Origin of the sequence: Poseidonibacter lekithochrous (genome assembly GCF_013283835.1) — a bacterium.
In the GTDB taxonomy this organism is placed as follows: domain Bacteria; phylum Campylobacterota; class Campylobacteria; order Campylobacterales; family Arcobacteraceae; genus Poseidonibacter; species Poseidonibacter lekithochrous.
The window spans coordinates 95,618-121,749 of sequence record NZ_CP054052.1; the positions used below are offsets into that span (position 1 = coordinate 95,618).

Below are 26,132 nucleotides of genomic sequence, written 5' to 3' on the forward strand. Positions count from 1 at the left end.
CTTATTCCTTGTTTTTAATTTTCTTTATCCATTCATTTAGTGTTTTCTCAAAACCAATATTTTGGCTCTCATAAAGTTTTAAATCTTCTTTTAAATACTCTTGTTCCACATATCCACCAAAATCATGTGGATATAAATATCCTATATGTTGAGAATCTAAATGTTTAGGTACTTCTAATATTTTACCATCTTTAACTTCATGAAGCGCTTTGTTTATAGCTTTATAAGCGCTATTAGACTTAGGAGAAGATGCTAAATAGATAATACACTGTCCTAACATTATTCTTGATTCTGGATAACCAATTTTATTACAAGCTTGCATAGTATTTACCGCCAAATTAAAAGCATTAGGATTTGCATTTCCAATATCTTCACTAGCAAATATTACTAATCTTCTAGTAATAAAATCAACACTCTCCCCTCCATTTATTAATCTTGATAGATAATATAAGGCAGCATCAATATCTGAACCTCTAATAGATTTTATCATTGCACTTGCTAAATCATAATGTGAATCTGATGATGAAACACCATCTCCAATTACGTTTTCTCTTAATTCTCTTAATAAATCTATATCAATTTCTTTTGATACTTTATATGCAAAGTTTAATAAAGTAAGCATAGCTCTAGCATCGCCAGAGCTTGAAACTATAAGATATTCTTTTGCACTTGATGTCAAACTTACATCAACTTCATCAGTAGCTTTAGCAAGAATTTTTAGCATTTCTTCTTTAGTAAAGGCTTTAAATTCATAAAGAAAAGATCTTGATCTAATCGCATTTGTTAATGTAAAAAATGGATTTTCCGTACTAGCACCAATTATGATTGCACTGTAACTTTCCATAATAGGTAATAACACTTCTTGTTGATTCTTTGAAAGTCTATGAACTTCATCAATAAAAACAAGTGGTTTGATTAATGCATTTTTATATCTATCAAATACTTTTCTTAAATCCTCTACTTTAATACTTGTGGCATTAAAATAGTAATAATCTGTATTTATTTCTTTTGCAATAATTTTTGCTAGTGTAGTTTTTCCAGTTCCAGGTTTACCATAGAAAAATAAGTGGGGTATGTCTTTTTGTTTTATAAGTTTGTATAGAGCTTTGTTTTTTGAGATTATATGAGATTGACCAACGAAGTTATCTAAACTTGTTGGTCTTAGTTTATTTGAAAGATCCATTTTCTTCGCTATCTAGGAAGTGTCTTAAATCTCTATACTCTTCTCTTGATAGGAATCTTGACTTTCCTGTAGGTAAGTTGTTTAATGAAATTCCACCAAACTCATATCTTTTTAGGTCAAGTACGTCTAATCCGAAGTGTCCGAAGAATCTTCTTAATTCTCTATTCTTACCTTCTGAAATAGAAACTCTAATTCTAGAGAATTTTTCATCATTTTTTTGAATATCATAAGCAATAAATGGTTTAAAATTCATAGATTTAACTTTTGAATCTTTATGTCCACCAACACTTGCATCTTCTAATTCAAGTCCAGTTTTCATTGCTTCTTCAACTTTAGGAGTAATAAAACCATTTACTTTTAATTTATATACTCTTTCTAAATCTGAATGAGTTAAAGCATTTACAACATCAACAGAATCTGTTAATAATAATAAACCTTCTGAAGCATAATCAAGTCTTCCAACAGGCATATAGTGCTTGTATTTTCTCTCTAAGCTATCAAAAATAGTTTTTCTACCCTGTGGGTCGTTTTTAGATACAATCTCACCCTTAGGCTTATTATAGATGATTACTGTAACCATTCTATTTTTATCTTCTTTGATGATTTTTTTATTAATTAATACATCATCTTTATTTGTTACTTTAGTAGCAAGGTTAGAGACAACTTTACCGTTAACTTTAACCTTACCCTCTTCTATTAATTTATCAGCTTCTCTTCTTGAGTAGCTACTATTATGAGAAAGAAACTTATTTAATCTAATAAGTTCTTGTTCTTCACTTTTGTTTTGTTTCATTATTTTATTCCAGCTTCTATTAAATCGTGAATATGTAAAACACCAACTAATTTATTGTTATCATCAGTAACTACAAGTAGTTGGATTTTAAAATCTTCTACCACTTGTATAGCATCACTTGCTAATAAATCTTTGTTTTTTAATGTTTTAGGATTCAGTGTTGCAATTGTCTCAACTGCGCATTCCATTGAAAAATCTTTATTCATAAGGGCTCTTCTTAAGTCACCATCACTTAAAAGTCCAACTAATTCCTCGTTTTCATCAGTAATAATAACATTACCTAATCTACCCTCACTCATTACAATGATTGCATCTTTAAGTTTTGTTTCACGTGAAACGATTGGAAGATTGTCTTTTCTTAATAAGTCATCTACCTTAATAAATAGTTGTTTTCCTAAACTACCACCTGGGTGGAAAGAAGCAAAGTCTTCCTTTTGAAAATTTCTTTTTTTCATTAAACATACAGCTAAAGCATCACCCATAGCCATTGTTAAGGTAGTAGAAGACATTGGTGCTACGTCTAAAGGACAACCCTCTTTTTCTACGTTAATATTTATAAAAATATCTGAATATTTAGCTAAACTCGAATTTTCATTTCTAGCCATTGAAATTAAAGGGATATTGAATCTTTTTAAATGCGGAAGTATCTGAACAAGTTCTTCACTCTCTCCACTATAAGAAAGACCTAAAACAATATCGTCTTTTCCAATCATTCCTAAATCCCCATGCATAGCTTCTGTAGGATGTAAAAAGAATGAACTAGTACCAGTACTAGCCAGTGTTGCAGCTATTTTAGCTCCAACAAGACCAGATTTCCCAACACCAGTAACGATAAGTTTACCTTTTGAGTTCATAATTAAGTCAACAGCTTTCTCTATATCAAAAGATAAGTTACTTGCTGCTTTTTCTAACGCTTTTGCTTCTGTGTGTAATGTTTCTTTAATAATTTCATTAAAGTTCATTGTTTCTTCCTTATTGTACAAATACAGTAGGTACAATCATTGGGTATTTTTTATATTTTCTAATACAATGTTTTCTAACAACTTTTCTAATTTCATCTTCTAAAATTCTGTTATTTTTGAAAATACCAGGTTTTACATTTGATAAGAATGTTGTTAATAAATCTTCAATCTCTTTAGAGAAGAATTTATCTTGTTTATCAGGAACTAATCCAAATGATGTAACTTTTGGTCTTTGGCCTAGTGTTCTGTCATTCTCATTTACTTGAGCAACGATCATAACAACACCCTCGTTTGCCATTGTTTGTCTATCAATTACAATATCATCAGAGATTTTGTGATTTAATTGATTATCAATGTAAACTTTACCAGTTTTTACTGTTTTAACTTTCTTTAAATATTTAGGAGATACTTCAACTTGTTCTCCATCACTCATAATGTGTAAGTTTCGCTCTAATACACCACAGTCAACACCAGTTTTACCGTGTTTAAGTGCGTGATTATATTCTCCATGAACTGGCATAAAGAATTTAGGTTTAACTAATCTTAACATTAATTTTTGTTCTTCTTGTGCTGCGTGACCAGATACGTGAATATCAGCGTAGTCTTGGTATGCAACTTTTGCACCAGCTTTTAAAAGGTGGTTAATAATTCCAGATACACTTGCTTCATTACCAGGAATTGCTTTCGCTGATAATACAATTTGATCTGTTGGTTTAATTTTAATATGTCTATGCTCATGAATAGCCATTCTATAAAGTGCAGACATCGCTTCACCCTGAGAACCAGTTGTAACAATTAAAACTTCTTCATCTTTATATTTATTTACTTCATGTGCATCTATAAATTGATCTTTAGGGAATTTAACATATCCAAGACCCATTGCTAAGTCTAAGTTTTTCTCCATAGATCTACCAATTACACAGATTTTTCTTCCTGCTGCTAATCCTCTATCAATTGCTTGTGCAACTCTATGGATATTAGAAGAGAAAGTAGACATAATAACTCTACCTTTTGCTCCTGCAAAAATTCTATCAAATGTAGGTCCAACAGTTTTTTCAGTTCTTGTAAAACCTGGTGAATGTGAATTAGTTGAATCAGATGTTAATAATAATACACCCTCTTCCCCGTAATGTGCTAATCTATGTAAATCAGTTGGATAACCATCATACGGAGTATGATCAATTTTAAAGTCACCTGTGTGAATTACAGTACCTGCTTCTGTTTTAACAGCAATACAAGATGAGTCAATAATTGAGTGAGTTACGTGCATCCACTCTACTTCAAAGTCACCAATTTTAATTGGAGTTCTTTTTTGAATAGCTCTAAAGTATTTTCTATGTTCTCTCATTTTATGTTCATCAAATTTTGAACCAATCATTTCTAATGGTAATGATGTTCCATAAACTGGGAATTGCATCTCTTTAAATAAATATGGCATTGCACCAATATGATCTTCGTGACCATGAGTAATAACGATACCTACAATTTTATTCTTGATTTCTCTAATATAAGTGAAATCAGGGATTAAGATATCAACACCATGCATATTATCATCAGGGAAACTCATACCAACATCAACGATAATGGCACACTTTTCAGTTTCCATAACCATCATATTTCCACCAATTTCACCTAATCCACCAAGTGGAGTAATTCTAATTTTTGCATTAGTATTTAGGTTTAATTTATAATGAGGGTTTAATCTGTCTTTTTGGATTTTCTCATTAATAGCATGCGCTTTTTTAAGATCATTAATCCATCCGTGACCTTTTAATGGTAACTTTGGTTTAGGTTTTCTTTTTTTAGCATTTGGGTTAGGTTTCTTAGATTGTTCAGCTTGCTCTTTTGTTTCAGCTTCTGTTTCTGGTTGTTCTTTTGTTTGCTCTTTTGCTTCTGTATTTTCAGTGTTTTTTGGAGCAGTACTTTCAGTGTTAGTAACTTTTTCGTTTACAACAGTCTCTTCTTGTTTAATTTCTTCCATTTTTAACCTTTGTATACATTTGGCTATACAAAGATGAACTTACTTCATGAGGTCTAATATTATCGTTTATTTCAAGCTCTTCATACATTTTGGATATGAATACTTTATCAACTACTGAAGATAGGTTTTTAGAAAGTTTTTTTCTAGGTTGCATAAAACATGCTTTTAGAAAATCTTTAAAACCTTTTTCAATTGATTTATTCATATCTTTTCTTATATAAAGTATCGACGACATAACTTTTGGCGGTGGGTCAAATGATTCAGGAGGTACATCAAATAGTATCCTTCTTTCAATTGATAATGATTCACTTATGATTCCTAAAGAAGAGAATTCTTTTTCATTTACATATGCTGTAAACTTTTGTGCTACCTCTTTTTGAATCATAACTATAATGTGCTCACAGTTATCGTCTTCTAGTGCTCTTAATATAATATTTGTTGCAATATAGTATGGTAGATTTGCGATCATGTCATATCTATCATCATAAAGAGTTTTTTGCTTATCCCAAGCTTCTAAAACATCAGTGTGGATCAGTTTTAGTTTATCCTCTTTGATTTCAATTGCAAATTTCGACTCTAAAATACTGATTAAGTCAGTATCTACTTCATAAGCAGTCATATCTTTGTACTTGACTAAGTTTTTAGTCAAATCACCTAATCCAGGCCCAATTTCCACAACATAATTATTATTGTTGGGCATCGATTGGATGATCTTATCCAAAACCGTAGTATCTTTTAAAAAATTTTGTCCGTATTTCTTTTTTGCTTTTACTTTTTCCATAATTGCGTAGAGTATATCTGCTTTTAACTTACAATTAGATAAGATATATAGTAATAATAATAAAGGAATTTATTTGAGTAGTTTTGCAAAAAGAATAATACCATGTTTAGATGTTGATAACGGAAGAGTTGTAAAAGGCGTTAACTTTGTTGGACTTCGTGATGCAGGGGATCCTGTGGAAGTTGCGAAAAGATATAATAACGAAGGTGCCGATGAAATAACTTTTTTAGATATTACAGCTAGTCATGAAAATAGAGGAACTATTGTTGATATTGTAAAAAAAGTTGCACAAGAAGTATTTATCCCCCTAACTGTAGGTGGTGGTATTCGAAAATTAGATGATATTTATAAACTATTAAATGTTGGTTGTGACAAAGTCTCAATTAACTCTTCTGCTGTAACAAATCCTGATTTAATTAATGAAGGTGCACAAAGATTCGGTTCTCAATGTATTGTAACTGCTATTGATGTAAAAAAAGTTCATGATGGTTCTTACCATGTTTTTGTAAAAGGTGGTAGAGAAGATACTGGCTTAGATGCAGTTGAATGGGCAAAAGAAGTATATAACAGAGGTGCTGGTGAAATATTACTAACATCAATGGATACTGATGGTGCTAAAACTGGATTTGAATTAGATATTACATCACAAATTTCTTCTATTGTTGATATTCCGGTAATTGCCTCTGGTGGTGCTGGAACTATGGAACACATGAAAGAAGCCTTTGATTGTGGAGCAAGCGCTGCTTTAGCTGCTTCTATTTTCCACTTTAAAGAAATTGATATTATGGATTTAAAAAGATATTTAAGGGACAATAACATTCCTGTAAGGATTTAATAATGAAAAAATTTATTATTCTAGTGGCTTTATTGCCACTTGCCCTATTCTCTTATGAAATTAGCTTCAATAAAAAATTTTCTAAAACAGTTACTCCTGATTTACTAACAACTTATATAAGTATTAATATTGATGATGACGATGAAAATTTTATTAATGAAAAAATAGAAATATTTAACAAATTTATAAGAAATGATAGTAGCGTTAATAAAAAAAATGGGTCTTTTACTTTAAGCCCAAAGTATAGATACTATAAAGATAAACAAGAATTTACGGGTTACGTGGGAATTTTAAGATATAAAATCGAAGCAAAAACTGCAAAAAATATAAATATTTTTACTAATGAACTAATTGCTGTTAAAAAAGGAATAGATTCAAGAAAAGTAAAATTAAATATTTCAAATGTTGCTTGGACTATAAGTCAAAGTCTACATGAAGATAGCCTTGATGGTCTAAGAATTAATGTAATAAAGTGGATTGAAGATTATTCAAGAACACTAAGTACTTCCCTATCAAAAGAGTGTGAAGTAAAAAATATTGATATTAATAGAAGTGCTCAAAATTTTTTAAGAGCTGAAGCCTCTGGCTTAGCATCAATGAAAACAAGGTCTGATATCGCACCTGTTAGTAGTGACAAAGAGATATCAATAAACCCAAATTTTATACTGGAGTGTAAATGATTATTTGTGCAGGAAGAAATGAAACTTTCCAATTTGCAGAAACTATAGGTGTTGGTTTAGTTGAATCAGCAATAAATTTAACTAGAACTTGTCTGTTTAATAAGCCTGATTACTTCTTATTTATTGGAAGTGCAGGCTCATACGGTGAACATGAAATTTTTGATATTATTGAATCAAAAAGAGCTTCTAATATAGAATTAGGATTTTTAACTAATAGTGCTTATACACCTTTAGATAATGTATTAGAATCAGATAATAAATTTGCTAAGAATGACACAATAATTAACTCTTCTAACTATATTTCAACAGATGCAGACTTATGTAAAAAGTTTAATGAATACGGAGTTGGTGCTGAAAATATGGAGTTCTTCTCTGTATTACAAGTTGCACGTGAGTTTGAAATACCAGTTGCTGGAATATTTGTTGTTACAAACTATACAAACGAAAATGCCCATGAAGACTTTATGAAAAATCATAAAGAGGCAATGGAAAAATTAACTAAATATTTAGTTGATAAAAATATTATTAAATAAAAGAGAATTGGAAAGAACATGGCTAAAGCTGGAACACCATCAATATATGACTTTTCTTTAGATGAATTAAAAGAGACTTTAAAACCTTCATTTAGAGCAAAACAAGTATATAACTGGTTATATAAAAAATATGCGACATCTTATGATGATATGAAAAATATCCCTAATGATTTAAAAGAACAATTAAAGAGTGACTTCCCTATTGATGTTATGACTATCTTAAAAAAAGAAGTAAGTACTGATGGTAGTATTAAATATCTTTTTAAATTAAGAGATAATTTGACTGTAGAAGCTGTACTTCTACTTATGAAAGACAAGAAAAGAAATGAAGAAGGTGTAATTGTTCGTAGTGAAAAATACACTGTATGTATCTCTTCTCAAGTAGGTTGTAAAGTAGGCTGTACATTCTGTCTTACTGCTAAAGGTGGCTTTGTTAGAAACCTTACAGTTGGAGAATATATAGCACAAATTGTTAATATCAAAAGAGATAATGATATTCCTGCAAATAAATCAGTAAATATCGTTTATATGGGAATGGGTGAGCCTTTAGATAACTTCAAAAACTTTACAAAAGCTGTAGGAGTTTTCTCAGAAGAAGAAGGTTTATCAATTAATAGAAGAAGACAAACAGTTTCAACTTCAGGAATTGCATCTAAAATTGAAAAATTAGGTGAAATTGACTTAGGAATTCAGCTTGCGATCTCGTTACATGCAGTTGATGATGAATTAAGATCTGAATTAATCCCTATGAATAAAGCATATAATATTCAAACTATTATTGATGCCGTTAAAAAATTCCCTGTTGATACTAGAAAAAAAGTTATGTTTGAATACTTAGTTATCAGAAACAAAAATGATAGTATTCATGCAGCTCAACAGCTACTAAAACTTTTAAATGGTATTTCTGCAAAAGTAAATCTTATTTTCTTTAATCCATATCCAGGGACTGATTATGAGAGACCTGAAGTAGAAGATATGTTAAAGTTCAAAGATTATTTAAATGATAGAGGATTAATCTGTACAATTAGAGAATCTAAAGGTATTGATATTTCAGCAGCTTGTGGACAACTAAAAGAAAAGGACGCAAATGGCATCTCTTGAGATAGCATTATTAATTTTCATAGCATTAGTGGCAGTAACAGCAGGTATAGGATTTTACATAAGTAACAAAAAAGAAGAGGAGAAGTAATCACATGGCAATTACAAGATTTGCACCAAGTCCAACAGGATATTTACACATAGGAGGGCTTAGAACGGCTCTATATAGTTATCTTTGGGCTAAGAAGACAAATGGTGAATTTAAATTAAGAATTGAAGATACAGACAATGCAAGAAACAATGAGGATGCTGTAAAAGCAATCTTAGAAGCTTTCGAGTGGGTAGGTATGCCAAGTGATTGTGAGATTGAATACCAATCAAAAAGAACTGATATTTATAAAAAGTACATTGCTCAATTATTAGAAGAGGGTAAGGCTTATAAATGTTATATGAGTAGAGATGAACTTGATGCTTTAAGAGCTGCACAAGAAGCTGCTAAAGAGAATCCAAGATATGATGGTACTTGGAGACCAGAAGATGGTAAAGTATTACCAGAAATCCCAGCTGATGTTGAGCCTGTAATTAGAATTAAAGCTCCAACGGAAGGTGCTATTTTATTTGAAGATGGTGTAAAAGGTTCTATGAAATTTGAAGCTTCACAAGTTGATGACTTTGTAATTGCTCGAGCTAACGGAATGCCTATTTATAACTTTGTTGTTGCAATTGATGACCACTTAATGGGTATGACAGATGTATTAAGAGGTGATGATCACTTATCTAATACTCCAAAACAAATTGTTATTTATAATGCTTTAGGTTTTGATATTCCAAAATTCTATCATATGCCAATGATTAATAATCCATCAGGGAAAAAACTATCTAAAAGAGATGGTGCTATGGATGTTATGCAATATAAAAGAGATGGTTATTTACCAGAAGCTTTACTTAACTTCTTAGTAAGACTTGGTTGGTCAAATGGAGATCAAGAGATTTTCTCAATGGATGAGATGTTAGAATTATTTGATCCAAATAATATTAACAAATCTGCATCAGCTTATAATGCTGAAAAACTTTTATGGTTAAATGCTCATTATATTAAAAATGTATCTAATGAAAGATTAGCAAATGAATTAGAATTTTTTGATTGTCACTTAGAAGGACATGATAAAAAAGAGATGATTCTTGACTTATCAAAAGAGAGAGCACAAACATTAATTGAATTAAAAGATGCAATTACTAAAATTTTAGATGTACCTAGTGAATATGAAGCAAAAGGTTCTAAAAAATTCGTAAAAGAAAATACAATTGAGATGTTAAATAATTATTTACAAGTATTAGAGTCGAATAAAGAGACTTTACACCTTGCTTGTGACTATGAAGCTGTAACAAAGCCATTTATAGCAGATAATGAACTAAAATTTCCACAACTGTTTCAACCAATTAGAATCGCATTGACGGGTGGTACACAAGCTCCATCGGTATACGATATAATGGCTATTTTAGGACTTGAAGAAGTAAAAAATAGACTTAATTCTGCAATGGAAAAGAATTTCAATAAAGAATAATAATTTATCTTGATTATTATTTAATAATAAGGCATAATAGTTTTATTACTAGAAAGGATTAGTCAAATGAATATTTATGTTGGGAATCTTTCATACAGAATGGAAGATAAAGAATTAGAAGAAGTTTTTGCTAAATTCGGCGAAGTTAAAAGCGCTAAAGTTATCATGGATAGAGATACAGGTAGATCTAAAGGTTTTGGTTTTGTAGAAATGTATAAAGCTGAATCTGGAAGTGAAGCTATCGAAGCTTTAAATGACAAAGAGTGTGAAGGTCGAACATTAAGAGTTAATGAAGCTAGACCTAGAGAAGAGAGACCAAGAAGACAATACTAGTCTTCTAAACTGAATACTATACTTAATCACAGGTACCCTTATGGTACCTCTTGTGATTAATCTACTTTTATATTAAAAACTTTCCCATTCATCATCTGAACTGTTATTTGTTTCAATCACTTTTTTATTTGCTGTTGGAGTTATTGCTGTTTTATTTGGTCTTGGAGCTACTTTCCGATCTACTTTAGGAGCAGAAACAGGTGTAGCTACAGCTTGTTCTTTCTCTTTAGCTTTTATCTTACCTTTTCCTTCAAAAGTATTCTTATCAACATTTTCAACAACTTCTAATGCAATAGTATTTGTTTCTTGTGCAATAGAATTAGTTTTATCAGCAATTGCTGCATTTTGTTGTGTAAACTGATCTAATTGCCCAACTGCATCAGCAATTTGAGTCATACCAGTTGTTTGCTCTTTAGCAGCTAGAGTTACATCCTCAATTAAACTACTTGTTGCTAGAATTTTTTCTTCTAATTGATTAAATCCATCAATCATTTTTGCACTGATTTGTTTACCATCATTTGCTTTTACTGTTGCACTTTCAACTAAGTCTTTAATCTCTTTAGCAGCTTCAGCTGATCTTGAGGCTAAGTTTCTCACTTCTTGAGCAACAACTGCGAATCCTTTCCCTGCTTCACCTGCTGTTGCTGCTTCTACTGCTGCATTAAGTGAAAGAATATTAGTTTGGAATGCAATTTGATCAATAACTGAAATAGATTCATTAATATTAATAACAGTGTCATTAATATCATCCATAGCTTTTACTGTCTGAGTAGCTAATGTTTGACCCTCATTTGCAGAATTCTTTGTATCATCAGAGATATTAGACATCTCTTGTGCTTTTTGACTTGTTTGTTGAATATTACTTGTAATTTCATCAATAGACGCTGCTGTTTCTTCAAGAGATGAAGCTTGTGAAGTAGCATTATTACTTAAGATTTTTACATTTGTCGTTAAATCATTTGAGCTATCTTGTAATAAAACCCCATCTCTTTCATTGTCTTGTAACATGTGAGTAATCATTCTATTCATTTGAATAATCTCATTACCAATTTTTCCACATGATTGAGTGTCTAATTTGGCTGTGAAGTCCCGTTGTGTATATTTTGTTAGGGTATCACTAATTGTATTTAAATCTTTCCCTACTAGCTCTTCAAGCTTATTTAACATACCATTTAATAAATCTTTTAATTCATTTAATGATTCAGTTGAAGTAGATCTAGAAATTCTTTTATCTAAGTACCCTTGAGAAACAGTATTAACAATAGTTTTTACATCTTCAATAAGTAGATTATCTTGATTAATACCATTTTGTATTTTGGAAATATTTTCATTAATTCCTTTTGCCATGGTTCCAAATTCATCATTTGAATTTACTTTGATATCATTTGTTGTTGTAGTTTCTTTGTTTAAATATTTGAAGAAACCTTCTAGTCCAAATGAAATTGATTTTAAATTCTTGTTTAACTTTCTAACTGAGTAGATAATTACTCCTGCAATTACTAATAAACCTAGAATCCCTGCAATAACAGAGAAGTTACGTACGAAGTTTGCATGATATAAATATTCATCAATAGGAACTGAGATTACAAAACTCCAGTTAATATCATCTTTACCAATTTTAAATGATTTTGAATAATAATATGACTCTACATTTGAAGCTGGTGATACATTTGAGAAAATGTGGTCTTTACCTTGTTTTGTATTATTAACAAGTTTTACATAATTTGGATGATTTTTAGTAATTTCTAAAACATCTTTACCTAAATATGCTTTTTTGTGGTGACCTAAAATCATACCAAAGTGATCAACAATAAATGTATATCCTGATTCATAAACTTTAATAGAATTTGCCATTTTTGAGAAAGTATCTAAACTAATATCAATACCAATTGAACCTATGAATTTATTGTTATGATACATAGGAACAGCAACTGTTGACATAAGAGTTTGAACTCCATCTACTGGGTAAAGGTATGGTTTAGTAATGTACATTTTCTTACTTTCCATTGGTCCTTGAACCCATTCAAGTGTTTCTCCATAAGCACTACCTGGATTAATTACAATTCCACCACCAGCTTTTGCTATATAGGGATTAAATTGTCCAGTCTTATCGTAAGCACCTGTGCCTTTTTTATCATTATTTGCTTTGAAAAAAAGTTCTTTCTCTTTAATTTTAAACCAAATACCAATAATAAAATCATTCTTATTTAAAATTGATTTTGCGTAGTTAATTACTTCGTCTTCATTTAAAGCATATCCTGATTGCAGAGCAGCTTCATATTTTGATGCTAAAGATTCAGATATTGATACAGATTGATTCACTTCCCCTTGAATCTGACCTGCATATTTACCTGCAAGTTGTTCCATATAATTCTTTGCATCAGTTTCTGCCGTATCGTAGGAATACTTTGTAACAAAAAACATTGTTATTCCAAAAATCAGGATAGTAACCCCTAAAACTTGAAATAAAAGTTTGTTTCCAAAGCTAGATTTATTATTCATAATGTACCCTTTCATTATTTATTACTAAATTCTAACATAAAAAATATTTTATATATACATGAAAATGACTATAAATTTCTAGTTTTGCGACATTACTCCACATAAACTGCATACTAAAAACATATACTTAAAAAATTAGGGTGATTACTGAGAGAAGAAATATCGAAGCAAAGGTATTCTGTTTAGTTCGCGCTAAAAGAAAATAAAGATTTCGAAATTCTAGTTTAAATAGCTTCGATATTCCATAGGTGTTATTTAAATAACTTAAGATAATTATAGTACTTTTATATGCAGTAAGTGTGTAGTTAAAAGATAAATATTATTAATTAGAAAAGAGTATTTCTAAATGAAACAACATTTATGCTAGAATTATTTATATAAGGACAAATATGAAGATTTTATTGATGGAAGATGATTTATTATTAAATGAGATAATAGAAGAACATCTTCAAAGTAAAGGATATGATGTCGTATCAGCTTACAGCGGAGATGAAGCTCAAGATATTGTTTATTCACAAACTTTTGATTTATTATTACTTGATGTAAATGTTCCTAATATAAACGGTTTTGATTTATTAGAAGATTTAAGAGACAAAGATATTAAAACAGCTGCTATTTTTATTACATCTGCAAATATGATGGATGATATAGAGAAGGGTTTTAAGTCTGGGTGTGATGACTATATAAAAAAACCTTTTGAGCTAAAAGAGTTAGATTTACGAATTGAAAATATCAAACGTCTTTATAATATCTCTCCTTCAAGTCATATTCAAATAGCAGATAATATTCTTTTGGATAAGGATAATCTTTTAATAAATAAAAATAATGAAAGAATACATATTGCTCAAAAAGAGTGTGATGTTCTAGCATATTTAATAAAAAATAAAAACAAACCAGTAAGTATTGATGAACTAAGTCTAAATATTTGGGCTTATGAAGAAGCTCCCATTGCTTCAACAATTAGAACATATATAAAAAATCTTCGTAAAATTATAGGAGATGAGTATATTCTTAATATTAGAGGAGTAGGTTATCGATTTAACAGTTAGTGAAAAAAGAACCTTCTTTCGTTTTTTATTTTTATATTTAGGCTCTGCCTTAATTTTTCTATTATTAATAGCTTTTTTTTATTTTGAAAATGAAAAAAGATTATATTTTGATTTAGTTAAATCAAATATGCAAAATACTGTCTCAAAAATTTCTTCACGAATTATTTTTGCTCATATGACAAATAGAGAGTTTGATCCCTCAAATTTATCAAAATTAGATTCTTATGAGATTGCTTTTTATGATGATAATAAAAAGAAAATATTTGGAAACCTAGAAGATAAAATAGATTTTTCAAAAGAGCTAAGATTAAAAGATGAACATTATATATTAATAGATGACGCAGTTTTAGGTCATTTAGGTGTATATTTTATAGTAATAAAAGAAAACTTATTCTCTAAAAAAATAAGTGAATTACAAATACAAACTCTAATGTTCTTTTTATTTATTTATTCACTTATTTCTATAATTGGATTTTATTTAGCTCGTTTATTTATTAAACCTATTAAAGAAGAGCGTGAAAAACTCAACAACTTTATTCGTGATACAACCCATGAATTAAATACTCCAATTAGTGCTATTTTAATGTCAACAGAGAATAAAGAATTAAGTGCTAAACAGGTTGAGAGAGTAAGACTAAGTGCAAAACGAATATCTGAGATGTACAAAGATCTTATTTATATTTTCTTAGAGGATAAAGAAAAAAAAGAGATTAATATCTATAATTTAAAAACTTTAATTCATGAACAATTAGAGTACTTTGAACCCTTAGCTTCAAAAAAGAGAATAAAAATAGATTTAGATATTGAAGATTTTAATTATAAAATAAATAGAGATGATTTTATTAGAATTGTGAATAACTTAATTTCAAATGCTATTAAATATAATAAAATGGGTGGAGAAATATCAATTGTATTAAAAAATAAAAATTTAACAATAAAAGATACTGGTATTGGGATTCCAGAAGAAAAAATAAAAGACATTTACAAAAGATATTATCGAGCTACTAGTGAGCAAGGTGGTTTTGGAATAGGTCTAAATATTGTAAATCATATATGTAAAAAATATAATATTAATATAGAAGTAAACTCACAAATATCAAAGGGCACTAGCTTTATTTTAAGCTTCTAAGCCCTAACTCTGCACACTAACTCCACATAGAATAGCTAGAATTCATTTATAAAATTTCAATAGGAGTAATATAAATGAAAAGTTTATTCAAAATAGTAATTGCAATGTTTTTAGCAATTGGTTTTCTAAATGCTGAACCTTTATCTCAAATGGGTGAAAAGAATGGTTATGAAGTGAAATTAACTTCAGAAAAATCACTAATTGTTGGTGATAATGACTTTTTTGTTCAATTAAGTAAAGATGGTAATGTAATTACAAATGCAAAGATGAAAATAAAAGTATTCATGCCAGAGATGCCAGGAATGCCTTATATGGAATATAAAACAAAAGCAAAACTTGTTGATGGAAAATACAAAATGATGGTAAATTTCTCAATGGGTGGAACATGGCAATATCAATTAAAATTTAAATCTAAAGATGGAAAGATCCATACAGTTAGAGGAAGTGTGAATATCTAATGAAAAAGATAGCTTGCCTCTTATCTCTTCTTGTTTCATCAAGTTTTGCTATAAGTCTTGATGAAATGGTAGATAATGCTTTCCAAAACAATCAAAATTTATTAAGTATAGAAAAAGCAATATCAATAGCAGATGAAAATATCAAACTTTCAACAAAATGGAAGAATCCAACTTTAACACTTGGAGTTAATGATATTCATTTTGATGAGCCTACAAAAAGAGATTTAGAGCCAATGCAAGCTCAATATATTGGTTTTTCACAAGTAATTCCAGTAGGTAATAAACTTGATATAAAAAAATCAATAGCTAAAAAAGATAGAAATATTATTTCTTATTCCCTAGAGGATAAGAAGTTAATCTTAGAATCAAAAATATATGAACTTTCATATAATATTTTGATTCTTGAACAAAGATTAATCTTATTACACAAATTTGAGAAAAATATCAAAAAAATTGAAAAGTTATCAAATGCTTTATATTCACATGGTAAGTCAAATCAAAATGAGATTTTAAATGCAAAAATAGCTTATTCAAATATTCAAATTCAAAAACAAAATTTAAAAAATAGTATTGATAATCTATATATAAAATTAGAACAAATTACATATGAAAAAGTTGATAAAATCGATGCTTCTTTAGATGTGAAAGAACTAGTTTTATCTATGGATATACAAAATCATCCAAAAATAAAAATGCAAAAAATTAATACTAATAAATATGAAGACCTTTCAAATTTAGAGTTGGAAAATGAAAGAGGGGATATTAAATTAAATCTAGCATATTTTAATAGAGATGATAAATATAAGGATTATGCAAATATTTCTGTGAATATTCCTCTATCTTTATATAAAACAGAAAAAATCAAAGCTGTAAAAGCAAAAATCAAAGCAAAAGAGATTGCTAATAAACTTGAAGATATAAAACAAAACTTCAAAACAGAACTTAGAATTCTTCAAAACAATATAAATAATGCATATTATAAATATGAATTAATCCAAAATAGTATTATTCCTCTAAAAAGAAAAATGCAAAGAAATATCGAAAACTACAACAGTTTTCAAGGAATAAAACCTCAAATGGCAATAAGAAATCTAAATGAATTAATCACTTATGAACTTAAAAGTTATGATCATTTAAAAGAATATTTTTCAAACTACTCAAAATCAAAATATTATATGGCAAAGGCTAAGTAATGAATATAAGAAAATATATAAAAACCACTCTTTTTTCACTTTTGGTATTAACAAGTGTTGATGCAAAGATAATTGAAGTTGAACAACTATTTAATAAAAAAACAGTATTAGTAAAAGAAGAAAATGTAGGTATTACAAAAAGTTTTTATGGGAAAACTAGAATTGATGAATCAAATACTGTAGATATTACTACAAGATTTGATGGTTTTATTACTAAACTAAATGCTAATAAAAATTTAATGTATGTGAAAAAAAATGAAACTTTATTCTCTATATATAGTGATGAGATTCTAAGTATTCAAAAAGAGATTCAGATTTCAAAAAGTATAAATAAAAATTTATATAGAAGCTCAGTAGAGAAGTTAAAAGTACTTGATATAAGTAAAAGTGAGATTAATAAAATCAAAAGAGCAAAAACTTCAATGGATGGAATTAAAGTATTTTCTCCTATGAATGCCATAGTTTTAAAAAAGAATATCAATGATAAAAGTGCTGTAAAAAAAGGGAAACTACTTCTACAGCTTACCAATATTGATAAGTTATGGTTTGTAGCTCAAATCTATCAAAAAGACTTAACTTTTATAAAAAAAGATATGAAAGCTTATGTTTATATTGATGGATTAAGTCAAGCAGTAAAAACAAAAGTTGATTTTATTTATCCAATGGTGAATGAAAAAACAAAAACAATTGATGTTAGATTTATTATTGATAACAAAGATTTAAATATCTATCCAAATATGTTTGCTAGTGTGAAAATCAAAGCTGTAAATAAAACAATGCTTACTTTACCTAAAACTGCTGTCTTAACAAAAGGAAGTAATTTTTATGTATTTAAACCTATTTCCGACAGAGAATTTGAACCTATAAAAATTGAAGCAAAAAGAATTTCTACAAATAGATATGAAATCTTAGATGGTTTAAATAAAGGTGATAAGGTTATAAATAATGCTTTATTCTTACTTGATTCAGATGCAGTTACAAATGCACTGTATGAATCAGATACAGATGATGATTGGTAGGAAAAGATTATGGTTGAAAGTGTAATATCATATAGTATAAGAAATAAATTTTTAATACTTTTTTCAGTAATAATTTTAAGTTTTGCATCTATTTGGGCTGTTAAAAACACAGCCTTAGATGCCTTACCTGATTTATCTCCTCCTCAAGTTATTGTGCAAGTAAAGTGGGCAGGACAGAGTCCTAAAACTATTGAAGAGCAAGTATCATATCCTTTAATCTCAAATTTAATGTCTTTACCTAATATTGACACAGTAAGAGCTATGAGTTCTTTTCAGAATGCTTTGATTTATATTATCTTTAAAGATGGAACTGATCTTTATGATTCAAGAAATAGAATCTTAGAGCAATTATCTCAACTTCAAGGAACATTTCCCCAAGGTGTAGATGTGGCAATTGGTCCAGATGCAACAGGTGTTGGATGGGCTTATGAGTATGCTTTAAAATCAGATACAAAGTCTTTAGATGAGTTAAGAACACTTCAAGATTATTATTATAAATATGCCCTTTTAGGAGTTGATGGAGTAAGTGAAATTGCTTCTATTGGCGGATTTATTAAGAATTATGAAATCACTTTAAACCAAGATAAGTTAGTGCAATATGATTTAAGTATTAATGATGTGAAAAGCGCCTTATCAAAAAATAATGATGAAAAAGGTGGACGAATAATCTTAGAGAATGGTTTTGAGCATATGATTCAAGCCAAAGGTTATTTACAAAGTGTTGTTGATATTGAAAATATTACTATAAAAACTATGAATTCAATTCCTTTAAAAATTAAAGATATTGCAGATGTTAATATTACCTCTTCAAATAGACGTGGTATGGCTGATTTAAACGGGCAGGGTGATACTGTTGGTGGTATTGTAGTTGTTCGATATGGGGAAAATCCTTATGCTGTTATAAAAGCAGTAAAACAAAAATTAGAAACCCTAAATGTTGATGGAGTTGAAGTAATTGAGACTTATGATAGGTCTTCACTTATTGATAAAGCAATTGATACTTTGAAAAATACTTTAATTGAAGAGTCAATTATTGTAATGATTATTACAGCACTGTTTTTATTCCATGCAAGGTCTGCGTTAATTATAATCATTACTTTGCCAATTACAGTACTTATTACTTTTTTATTAATGAAAGCTTTTGGAATGGGCTCAAATATTATGAGTCTTGGAGGAATTGCCATTGCTATTGGGGCAATGGTAGATGCAACTATTGTAATGGTTGAAAATGCCCATAAGTACCTGCAAGGAAAAGAAAATATCTCCAATGAAGAGCGAATAGAAATTATAATCAAATCTGCAAAACAAGTTGGTCGTCCAATATTCTTTGCATTGATTTTAGTTGTAGTTTCTTTTTTACCAATTTTTGCATTAACTGGACAAGAAGGTAGATTATTTACTCCTTTAGCTTTTACTAAATCTTTTGCAATGATTTCAGGAGCAATTTTATCAATTACAGTTGTTCCTATTTTAATGGTATTTTTTATAAGAGGAAAAATTCTAAGTGAAAATAAAAACTGGTTAAATAAGTTTTTTATTTTACTTTATTCTCCACTTTTAAAACTCTCACTAAAATTGAGATATTTTGTTGTTTTAGCTTTTATAGGAACTATAATAGCGGCATACCCAGTGTACAAAAAACAAAATTGGGAATTTATGCCAATGATGAATGAAACTGTATTTATGTATATGCCTGTAACTCCTTATGGATTAGGAGTTGATTTAGCAAAAGAGTTAACATATAAAACAGATAAGATTCTAAAATCCTTTCCAGAAGTACAAACAGTATTTGGAAAAGCAGGGCGAGCAGATACAGCAACAGATCCAGCTCCACTTGCTATGATTGAAACAATTGTTACTTTTAAGCCTGAAGATCAATGGCGTGAGGGAATGACATATAAGAAACTAATGGCAGAAATGGATAAAAAACTGCAAGTAGCAGGGCTTATTAACTCTTGGACTTACCCAATTAGAGGTAGAATTGATATGCTTCTAACAGGTATACGAACACCTTTAGGAATAAAACTATATGGAAATAATCATCAGAAGCTTGAAGAGACAGCAGGTTTAATAGAGCAAGAACTTAAAAAGTTTGATAAAACACTTTCTGTATCAACAGATAAAATCAACTCTGGGTATTATTTAAATATTGATATAGATGAAGAGATGATTTCAAGATATGGTATTTCTAAGAATGATATTTTATCTACTGTATCACTTGGGGTTGCAGGAGCTAAAGTATCTACATTTTTAGATGGTTTAGAGCGATATCCTATGACTTTGAGGTTTGAGACAAGCCAAAGGGAAGATATTACAAGTTTACGTAATTTACAAGTTAAAACAAAATTAGGTTTCCAGCCTTTAGAAATGTTTGCACAACTAAAGTATGAAGAAGGTCCTTCTGTTATAAAGTCTGAAAAAGCCTTAAATGTAAACTTTATATATATAACACCAAAAAGCGGTGTTTCTGCAAAGCAGTATAAAGACGAAGCTAAAGCTTTATTAAAAGATATAAAATTACCTAGTGGTTTTTATTATGAGTGGGCAGGGCAGAGTGAGTATTTAGAATCAGCAATGGAGCGATTATTATATATAATTCCTCTAACTTTTGTGATTATATTTATTCTTATTTATTTTGCACTAAAAAATATTACATATACAATGATAATTTTCTTTACCTTACCATTTGCATTAACTGGTGGAATATTCTATTTAGATTTCCTAAACTTTAATATCTCAATTGCTGTAATTGTTGGTTTCCTAGCTCTGCTTGGAGTTGCTGCTGAAACATCAATTGTGATGATTGTTTACTTACATGAAGCGATGTTAGAGTTAAAAGACAAATGTTTAAAAATAGAAAAAGAACATATTTACCATGCAATTTATAAAGGTGCAGTTTTAAGACTTCGACCAAAACTAATGACCCTATTTGCCATCTTAGGAGGGCTTATTCCTATTATGTATATAGATGGGGTAGGTAGTGAGGTAATGCAAAGAATAGCAGCTCCTATGATCGGAGGAATGGTGTCTTCGGCATTTTTAACTTTGATTGTAATCCCTTCAATTTTTTATATATTAGCTATAAAAAAAGGTGGAAAAATGGCAGATTGTGATTTAAGTCATTAAATATAGAATACAAAAGAATAATATTTATATAAATTATTCTTTTATATATAAAATTTAAAAATTATTTAGTTAAAATGAATAATCTAAACATTAACTACACAAAAATTCTATAAAATTCTCCTAGAACATTTAGCAAGAGCGAATGTTAAAAGTGAATTTATCGTTTGGTTTATTTCTTAATCAAACATGATAAGTGAAGTTTTATTAGATAGAAATTTTATCATCCAGTATACTTTGTGGATGTTTACAATGAGTCTTGTAAATACCGATTTTGTTGGCACTATTTGCTAAACCAACTTTGCGCTAAACTAAATAAAATGCAGCGTTAATAATTTAAAAAAATATTAAGGATACAAAATGAGTACTAAAATGAAATTAGCAGGAATTATGTTAGGAGCGGCACTAACTACAACAGCTGCATTTGCAGGAAACGGATCTTGTGGAGCTGGTAAATGTGGTGGAGATATGAAAAAATCTGAAAAGATGGACAAAAAAGGTTCTTGTGGTGCTGGTAAATGTGGTGGCGACATGAAGAAAAAAGAAATGAAAAGTGGATCTTGTGGAGCTGGTAAATGTGGTGGCGACATGAAGAAAGATGCTAAAAAAGAAATGAAAAGTGGATCTTGTGGAGCTGGTAAATGTGGTGGCGACATGAAAAAAGATGCTAAAAAAGAAATGAAAAGCGGTTCTTGTGGCGCTGGTAAATGTGGTAGCAAATAATTAGATGATAAAAAAAGATAGATAAGATGATAAATTTAAAAGGCTGTGGATTAGGATTAAGAAGTGATTTTCTTCTTGACCTAAAAGAAAATGAATTTCAACCTGACTGGTGGGAAGTAACTCCTGAAAATTGGATGCATATGCCCAAGTTATATGAAAAAGCTTTTGAAGAAGCTGTGTTCTCTAAACCTACAGTTGCACATGGTTTATCTTTATCTATTGGCTCTGTTGACAAACTTAATAGAAAGTTTGTCAAACAGGTTAAAACTTTCCTTGATAGATACAATATAGAATTTTATTCTGAACACCTAAGTTTTTCTTCCCTAGATAATAAACAATCTTATGAGTTATTACCTGTACCTATGACTAAAAAAATGGTAAATGTAATAGCAGATAGAGTAAAAGAGGTTGAGGATATAATTCAAAGAAATCTGATTTTAGAAAATGCAACATATTATTTAGTTCCTTACTCAGAAATGAGAGAAGTTGACTTTATTAATGAAGTTATGGAAAAATCAGGTGCTAAAATGCTATTAGATGTTAACAATGTATTTGTTAACTCTGTAAATCACTCTTTTAAAGCTAGAAAATTCATTGATGAAATTGATAAAAGCAAAGTAGCTTATATGCATATGGCTGGTCATTATTTCGATGAGGAAGCTAATATGAAAATTGATTCACACGGAATGCCTATTGATAAAGGTGTGTGGAAACTTTTAGAATATACTTTAAAACAAGTTGATGCTCCTGTAATGATTGAAAGAGACAATAATATCCCTCCATTAGAAGAGTTAGTTAGTGAATACAAACAGATGAAAAAGATTTGTAAGGCAGTTAGAAATGGCTAATTTAGAAAGAGATGTAGAAGATAGATTCTTCGATATTATCACAAATCAAAAAGATAATCCAAGCTCAAATGCTTATGGAGTTTATCAAAAATTAGTTTTTTATAGATATGAAGAGATTATCAAAAATACTTTCCCTGAATTTATGAAATATATTTCAGAGAATGACTTAGAAAAATCTGTATATGAATTTATGAAAACTCCTCCTTCAACTCCTTTTGTTTGGCAAATTGCAAATGATTATAGAAAATTTGTAAAGAAAAATAAAATATTTCATGATAAAAAGTTTTTATATGAACTTTTATATTTTGACTGGATTGAAGTTGAAGTAGAAATGAAAGAGTATAAAGAAGAAAAGAAATCTAAATTTTCATGGGATAATTCATATAAACTAGCGCCAAGTGCTAGAGTTAAAAAATTTAAATATGACATTATAAATAAAGACTATGAAACAAATAGAGAAAACTATCTAATAATATATTTTGATTTCGAACAAAATGAAGTTTTATTTAGAGAGATAAATCAATTTATTTATGTTCTTATTAAAAGAGCAAATAAGAAAGAGAGCTTAGAAAAAACTCTAAAGACTTTATGTAAAGAAAATGATCTTGAATTACAAGAGGCAAAAGCTGTTTTAGAAGAGGCCTTAAAAGAGTTGATTTCTCAAGACGCTCTGCTAAAATCTAAATAGTTAAGTTACAATTCTCTTTTAGTAGCCTATTTGTATAAATATATGCAAATATAGCTGCAGAATAAATCATAAACATAATTCCAAACCATAAATATATATAATCTAATTCAAAATATTTTACTATTAAAAATGCAATTATTAGTTTTGCAAAAATTTGTCTATATAAACCTATAAACAGAATCATCTTTGGTTTTTTGATACCTTGAAGAGTCGATACACAAATGAATAGTATTATATATGCATAGAAAATCCAAACTTCAACTAGTAAGTAATCTAATCCATATTGCACTACAATTTCGTTTGAATCAAATTGAGAAATTATAAATTTACCAAAAATTGTAAGAGTAATAATACCAACAGTTGATATTACAAATCCATACTTAATAGCTGTTTTTAATACCTCAATAACCCTATCATATTTTTTAGCCCCGTAGTTATTCGATACTAAAGTTAATACAGCTGTTGAAAGACCAAGAGCAGGAAGTAACATTATCTGTTCAACTCTAAATCCAATACCATATCCAGCAACTGCATGCATACCATAGTGCGAAACATAGTACGTAAGTATTAATGAACCAAAGGCCATAGTTAACATATTTAAACTAGCTGGAAGCCCTTGAGATAGGAATTCTTTGTATACTCTTAAGTTTGGCATGAAATATTCAGGCTTCTCAAAATGAATAAGTTTTGTTTGTAAGACTTTGTATAACATGTAAAACATGTTTAGTACTTGGATTAGTACTGTAGCTATTGCAATACCTTTTATTCCCATTGCTGGAATAAAAAGAAACCCATATATAAAAATTGGGTTTAAAACTAGGTTTGCAAAGAATCCAAATATCAAAGTATTTCTATATGTTTTAGTATCACCTTGTGCTAGAAGCACAGAGTTTAGTGAAAAGTTAAACATAAAAAATACAGCACCAAAAAGTATAGGGTTTATATATGTAATTGCAGTATCAAGATATTCACCTTCTGCACCTAATAATGTGAATAGTGAGGGTGCTAGAAAATATCCAATAGCACTTAAAAACATTCCAACTAGGGGAATAAATATAATTCCTTTGTGGGCATAAATTGATGCAAGTTTATATCTCTTTTTTCCAAAGGCATTACCAAGTAAGGCAGTAATAGCTGATGAAAGTCCATATCCAAATCCAACGATTAAAAAGAAGATCATAAAAGATAAAGATAATGCAGCAATTGCTTGTGTTGAGATAAGACCAGCGTAAAATGTATCAACTACATTATACATAGTATTAAAAAACATTCCTGTACTTGCAGGAATAGCTAATTGTTTAATTAGACTTGGAATATTTTCAGTTGTTAATTTTTCTGTATTTCTTCTCAAAGTATATCCGATATATTAAAATTTTAAATGGTAAAAATGTAGAAAGAGTATTGTGTAAGAAGTAGTTATAGTTTAAAGAGGTGAATAAAGGATATTAATCCTCTATTCTAATCATTACAGGTTTTGCTGTAACTGCTCCTGTTTCTTCGATAGCATTTAATGCTTCGTTAATATCTTTTTCTAAACAAGTATGTGTAGATAATAAAAGATGTGCACAAGTATCATTTAGTGGTTTTTGAATCATTTTCTCAATTGAGATGTTCTTATCACTTAAAATGTTTGCAACTTTTGCTAAAACACCTGGTTTATCTTCAACTCTTAGTCTAAAGTAATATTTTGTTTGAATATTATCTTTAGACATTAGTTTTAAGTTCTCTCCATGTGAAGATTCAAATCCTAACATAGGAGAACCTTTTCCACGTCTAGCAATATCAACAATATTAGCAATAACTGCTGATGCTGTTGCATCTCCACCTGCACCTGGTCCATAATACATTGTTTCACCAACTTTATCACCAATTACAGATACTCCATTCATTACTCCATCAACTTTAGCGATCATTTCGCTATTTGGAATAAATACTGGATGCACTCTTAATTCGATTTCATCTTCTACTTTTTTAGCAATTGTAAGAAGTTTGATTGAGTAGTTAAACTCATTTGCAAAATCAATATCTTCTGGTGCAATGTTTTCGATACCTTCAATTAAGATATCTTCAGGTTTTGCATCAATTCCATAAGCAATAGAACCTAAAATTAATAGTTTATGAGCAGCATCAAATCCACCAACATCAAATGTTGGATCAGCTTCTGCATAACCTAATTCTTGAGATTCTTGTAAAATAGTATCGTAATCAACACCTTCGTTAATCATTTTTGTTAACATGTAATTACAAGTACCATTCATAATACCTCTAATAGATTGGATATTATTTGCAGTTAATCCATCTCTTAAGGCATTAATAATTGGAATACCACCAGCTACTGCTGCTTCGTATTCAAAAGGTGTATCTCCAGCTAAATCTTGTAACTCATATCTGTGATAAGCTAGAAGTGCTTTATTTGCTGTAACAACTGCTTTACCTTTTTCAAGTGCTTTTTTTACAACTTCATAAGGTTTTTCAATTCCACCCATTAACTCAACAACAATATCAATTGATTCGTCATTTAAAACTTCATCAATATTGTCAGTTAATTTGATAGATACACCTCTATCTTTATTTAAATTAGATACTACTCCAATAGTAGGTGTTATTTCAATACCAGCTCGTGCAGTAATAATATCTTTATTATCTTTTAAAATGTTTGCAACACTTGCTCCAACAGTACCAACTCCAATAATTCCTACTTTTAACATCTAATATC

General features: G+C 29.2%; 23 protein-coding genes. 15 read left to right on the top strand and 8 right to left on the bottom strand.

The genetic code is table 11. From position 1 onward, the window contains the following. Position 1: 1 nt before the first annotated feature. The 5 genes from ALEK_RS00495 to rsmA are packed head-to-tail and all read right to left on the bottom strand — an operon-like array spanning position 2 to position 5,700. Positions 2 to 1,183, bottom strand: coding sequence for a replication-associated recombination protein A (locus tag ALEK_RS00495; RefSeq protein WP_071626631.1), 1,182 nt, complete (start codon positions 1,181 to 1,183; stop codon positions 2 to 4). Next, the gene (locus tag ALEK_RS00500) at positions 1,167 to 1,976 is read right to left on the bottom strand and encodes a pseudouridine synthase (protein ID WP_071626632.1); all 810 of its coding nucleotides are present in this window, start codon (positions 1,974 to 1,976) and stop codon (positions 1,167 to 1,169) included. The genes ALEK_RS00495 and ALEK_RS00500 overlap by 17 nt, the downstream gene beginning before the upstream one ends. Next, complete coding sequence (locus tag ALEK_RS00505) at positions 1,976 to 2,938, bottom strand: KpsF/GutQ family sugar-phosphate isomerase (protein ID WP_071626633.1); 963 nt, start codon at positions 2,936 to 2,938, stop codon at positions 1,976 to 1,978. The genes ALEK_RS00500 and ALEK_RS00505 overlap by 1 nt, the downstream gene beginning before the upstream one ends. Before the next feature lie 10 nt (positions 2,939 to 2,948). Then, entirely contained in the window at positions 2,949 to 4,919 is a 1,971-nt protein-coding gene (locus ALEK_RS00510; protein WP_071626634.1) for a ribonuclease J, read from the bottom strand. Then, positions 4,906 to 5,700 (bottom strand): 16S rRNA (adenine(1518)-N(6)/adenine(1519)-N(6))-dimethyltransferase RsmA, encoded by a 795-nt coding sequence (rsmA, locus tag ALEK_RS00515; RefSeq protein WP_071626635.1) that lies wholly within the window; start codon positions 5,698 to 5,700, stop codon positions 4,906 to 4,908. The genes ALEK_RS00510 and rsmA overlap by 14 nt, the downstream gene beginning before the upstream one ends. A 73-nt stretch (positions 5,701 to 5,773) precedes the next feature. Between rsmA and hisF the strand changes: the two genes are divergently transcribed. The 6 genes from hisF (at position 5,774) to ALEK_RS00545 (ending at position 10,684) form a co-directional block, all read left to right on the top strand. Beyond that, positions 5,774 to 6,535 (top strand): imidazole glycerol phosphate synthase subunit HisF, encoded by a 762-nt coding sequence (hisF, locus tag ALEK_RS00520; protein WP_071626636.1) that lies wholly within the window; start codon positions 5,774 to 5,776, stop codon positions 6,533 to 6,535. Positions 6,536 to 6,537: 2 nt separating this feature from the next. Further along, positions 6,538 to 7,215 (top strand): SIMPL domain-containing protein, encoded by a 678-nt coding sequence (locus ALEK_RS00525; RefSeq protein WP_071626637.1) that lies wholly within the window; start codon positions 6,538 to 6,540, stop codon positions 7,213 to 7,215. Further along, positions 7,212 to 7,748, top strand: coding sequence for a phosphorylase family protein (locus tag ALEK_RS00530; RefSeq protein WP_071626638.1), 537 nt, complete (start codon positions 7,212 to 7,214; stop codon positions 7,746 to 7,748). Before ALEK_RS00525 ends, ALEK_RS00530 begins: the two co-directional genes overlap by 4 nt. Before the next feature lie 18 nt (positions 7,749 to 7,766). Continuing rightward, positions 7,767 to 8,849, top strand: coding sequence for a dual-specificity RNA methyltransferase RlmN (rlmN, locus tag ALEK_RS00535; protein WP_071626639.1), 1,083 nt, complete (start codon positions 7,767 to 7,769; stop codon positions 8,847 to 8,849). A gap of 92 nt (positions 8,850 to 8,941) precedes the next feature. Further along, positions 8,942 to 10,351, top strand: a complete 1,410-nt coding sequence (gene gltX, locus ALEK_RS00540; protein ID WP_071626640.1) for a glutamate--tRNA ligase — start codon at positions 8,942 to 8,944, stop codon at positions 10,349 to 10,351. 66 nt (positions 10,352 to 10,417) lie between these two features. After that, positions 10,418 to 10,684: an RNA recognition motif domain-containing protein gene (locus tag ALEK_RS00545; protein WP_071626641.1), complete on the top strand. Its 267-nt coding sequence runs from the start codon at positions 10,418 to 10,420 to the stop codon at positions 10,682 to 10,684. Positions 10,685 to 10,756: 72 nt separating this feature from the next. Here the strand turns inward: ALEK_RS00545 and ALEK_RS00550 are convergent, their stop codons facing one another. Beyond that, complete coding sequence (locus ALEK_RS00550; protein ID WP_071626642.1) at positions 10,757 to 13,186, bottom strand: methyl-accepting chemotaxis protein; 2,430 nt, start codon at positions 13,184 to 13,186, stop codon at positions 10,757 to 10,759. A 389-nt stretch (positions 13,187 to 13,575) separates the two neighbouring features. Between ALEK_RS00550 and ALEK_RS00555 the strand changes: the two genes are divergently transcribed. The 9 genes from ALEK_RS00555 to ALEK_RS00595 all read left to right on the top strand — a co-directional run bounded on the left by ALEK_RS00555 (position 13,576) and on the right by ALEK_RS00595 (position 23,416). Then, positions 13,576 to 14,235, top strand: coding sequence for a response regulator transcription factor (locus tag ALEK_RS00555; RefSeq protein WP_071626643.1), 660 nt, complete (start codon positions 13,576 to 13,578; stop codon positions 14,233 to 14,235). A gap of 127 nt (positions 14,236 to 14,362) precedes the next feature. Further along, on the top strand, positions 14,363 to 15,364 hold the full coding sequence (locus ALEK_RS00560) for a sensor histidine kinase (RefSeq protein ID WP_083574631.1): 1,002 nt from the start codon (positions 14,363 to 14,365) through the stop codon (positions 15,362 to 15,364). A 74-nt stretch (positions 15,365 to 15,438) separates the two neighbouring features. Then, a complete protein-coding gene (locus tag ALEK_RS00565; protein WP_071626645.1) occupies positions 15,439 to 15,822 on the top strand; it encodes a FixH family protein in 384 nt (127 codons plus the stop codon). Next, complete coding sequence (locus ALEK_RS00570) at positions 15,822 to 17,015, top strand: TolC family protein (RefSeq protein ID WP_071626646.1); 1,194 nt, start codon at positions 15,822 to 15,824, stop codon at positions 17,013 to 17,015. The genes ALEK_RS00565 and ALEK_RS00570 overlap by 1 nt, the downstream gene beginning before the upstream one ends. Further along, entirely contained in the window at positions 17,015 to 18,034 is a 1,020-nt protein-coding gene (locus tag ALEK_RS00575) for an efflux RND transporter periplasmic adaptor subunit (protein ID WP_071626647.1), read from the top strand. Before ALEK_RS00570 ends, ALEK_RS00575 begins: the two co-directional genes overlap by 1 nt. 9 nt (positions 18,035 to 18,043) lie before the next feature. Beyond that, positions 18,044 to 21,160 carry an efflux RND transporter permease subunit gene (locus ALEK_RS00580; protein ID WP_071626648.1) on the top strand — a complete coding sequence of 1,039 codons (3,117 nt, stop codon included), beginning with the start codon at positions 18,044 to 18,046 and terminating at the stop codon, positions 21,158 to 21,160. Positions 21,161 to 21,517: 357 nt separating this feature from the next. Further along, positions 21,518 to 21,880 carry an HvfA family oxazolone/thioamide-modified RiPP metallophore gene (locus tag ALEK_RS00585; protein ID WP_071626649.1) on the top strand — a complete coding sequence of 121 codons (363 nt, stop codon included), beginning with the start codon at positions 21,518 to 21,520 and terminating at the stop codon, positions 21,878 to 21,880. A gap of 26 nt (positions 21,881 to 21,906) precedes the next feature. Beyond that, entirely contained in the window at positions 21,907 to 22,728 is an 822-nt protein-coding gene (locus tag ALEK_RS00590; RefSeq protein ID WP_071626650.1) for an MbnB/TglH/ChrH family RiPP precursor modification enzyme, read from the top strand. Beyond that, the gene (locus tag ALEK_RS00595) at positions 22,721 to 23,416 is read left to right on the top strand and encodes an HvfC family peptide modification chaperone (protein WP_071626651.1); all 696 of its coding nucleotides are present in this window, start codon (positions 22,721 to 22,723) and stop codon (positions 23,414 to 23,416) included. The genes ALEK_RS00590 and ALEK_RS00595 overlap by 8 nt, the downstream gene beginning before the upstream one ends. Here the strand turns inward: ALEK_RS00595 and ALEK_RS00600 are convergent. After that, positions 23,409 to 24,767, bottom strand: coding sequence for an MATE family efflux transporter (locus ALEK_RS00600; protein ID WP_071626652.1), 1,359 nt, complete (start codon positions 24,765 to 24,767; stop codon positions 23,409 to 23,411). The genes ALEK_RS00595 and ALEK_RS00600 overlap by 8 nt on opposite strands. A 94-nt stretch (positions 24,768 to 24,861) precedes the next feature. Continuing rightward, positions 24,862 to 26,124: a homoserine dehydrogenase gene (locus ALEK_RS00605; protein WP_071626653.1), complete on the bottom strand. Its 1,263-nt coding sequence runs from the start codon at positions 26,122 to 26,124 to the stop codon at positions 24,862 to 24,864. Positions 26,125 to 26,132: the final 8 nt, after the last annotated feature.

What these genes read in the sequence shown, in the direction of transcription:
- ALEK_RS00545 (WP_071626641.1), top strand. Translation starts at nt 10,418, where the DNA reads ATGAATATTTATGTTGGGAATCTTTCATACAGAATGGAAGATAAAGAA.
- ALEK_RS00530 (WP_071626638.1), top strand. Translation starts at nt 7,212, where the DNA reads ATGATTATTTGTGCAGGAAGAAATGAAACTTTCCAATTTGCAGAAACT.
- ALEK_RS00580 (WP_071626648.1), top strand. Translation starts at nt 18,044, where the DNA reads ATGGTTGAAAGTGTAATATCATATAGTATAAGAAATAAATTTTTAATA.
- ALEK_RS00500 (WP_071626632.1), bottom strand. Translation starts at nt 1,976, where the DNA reads ATGAAACAAAACAAAAGTGAAGAACAAGAACTTATTAGATTAAATAAG.
- ALEK_RS00505 (WP_071626633.1), bottom strand. Translation starts at nt 2,938, where the DNA reads ATGAACTTTAATGAAATTATTAAAGAAACATTACACACAGAAGCAAAA.
- ALEK_RS00605 (WP_071626653.1), bottom strand. Translation starts at nt 26,124, where the DNA reads ATGTTAAAAGTAGGAATTATTGGAGTTGGTACTGTTGGAGCAAGTGTT.
- ALEK_RS00550 (WP_071626642.1), bottom strand. Translation starts at nt 13,186, where the DNA reads ATGAATAATAAATCTAGCTTTGGAAACAAACTTTTATTTCAAGTTTTA.
- ALEK_RS00525 (WP_071626637.1), top strand. Translation starts at nt 6,538, where the DNA reads ATGAAAAAATTTATTATTCTAGTGGCTTTATTGCCACTTGCCCTATTC.
- gltX (WP_071626640.1), top strand. Translation starts at nt 8,942, where the DNA reads ATGGCAATTACAAGATTTGCACCAAGTCCAACAGGATATTTACACATA.
- ALEK_RS00565 (WP_071626645.1), top strand. Translation starts at nt 15,439, where the DNA reads ATGAAAAGTTTATTCAAAATAGTAATTGCAATGTTTTTAGCAATTGGT.
- ALEK_RS00555 (WP_071626643.1), top strand. Translation starts at nt 13,576, where the DNA reads ATGAAGATTTTATTGATGGAAGATGATTTATTATTAAATGAGATAATA.
- ALEK_RS00570 (WP_071626646.1), top strand. Translation starts at nt 15,822, where the DNA reads ATGAAAAAGATAGCTTGCCTCTTATCTCTTCTTGTTTCATCAAGTTTT.
- ALEK_RS00595 (WP_071626651.1), top strand. Translation starts at nt 22,721, where the DNA reads ATGGCTAATTTAGAAAGAGATGTAGAAGATAGATTCTTCGATATTATC.
- ALEK_RS00585 (WP_071626649.1), top strand. Translation starts at nt 21,518, where the DNA reads ATGAGTACTAAAATGAAATTAGCAGGAATTATGTTAGGAGCGGCACTA.
- rlmN (WP_071626639.1), top strand. Translation starts at nt 7,767, where the DNA reads ATGGCTAAAGCTGGAACACCATCAATATATGACTTTTCTTTAGATGAA.
- ALEK_RS00575 (WP_071626647.1), top strand. Translation starts at nt 17,015, where the DNA reads ATGAATATAAGAAAATATATAAAAACCACTCTTTTTTCACTTTTGGTA.
- ALEK_RS00495 (WP_071626631.1), bottom strand. Translation starts at nt 1,183, where the DNA reads ATGGATCTTTCAAATAAACTAAGACCAACAAGTTTAGATAACTTCGTT.
- rsmA (WP_071626635.1), bottom strand. Translation starts at nt 5,700, where the DNA reads ATGGAAAAAGTAAAAGCAAAAAAGAAATACGGACAAAATTTTTTAAAA.
- ALEK_RS00560 (WP_083574631.1), top strand. Translation starts at nt 14,363, where the DNA reads ATGCAAAATACTGTCTCAAAAATTTCTTCACGAATTATTTTTGCTCAT.
- ALEK_RS00510 (WP_071626634.1), bottom strand. Translation starts at nt 4,919, where the DNA reads ATGGAAGAAATTAAACAAGAAGAGACTGTTGTAAACGAAAAAGTTACT.
- ALEK_RS00590 (WP_071626650.1), top strand. Translation starts at nt 21,907, where the DNA reads ATGATAAATTTAAAAGGCTGTGGATTAGGATTAAGAAGTGATTTTCTT.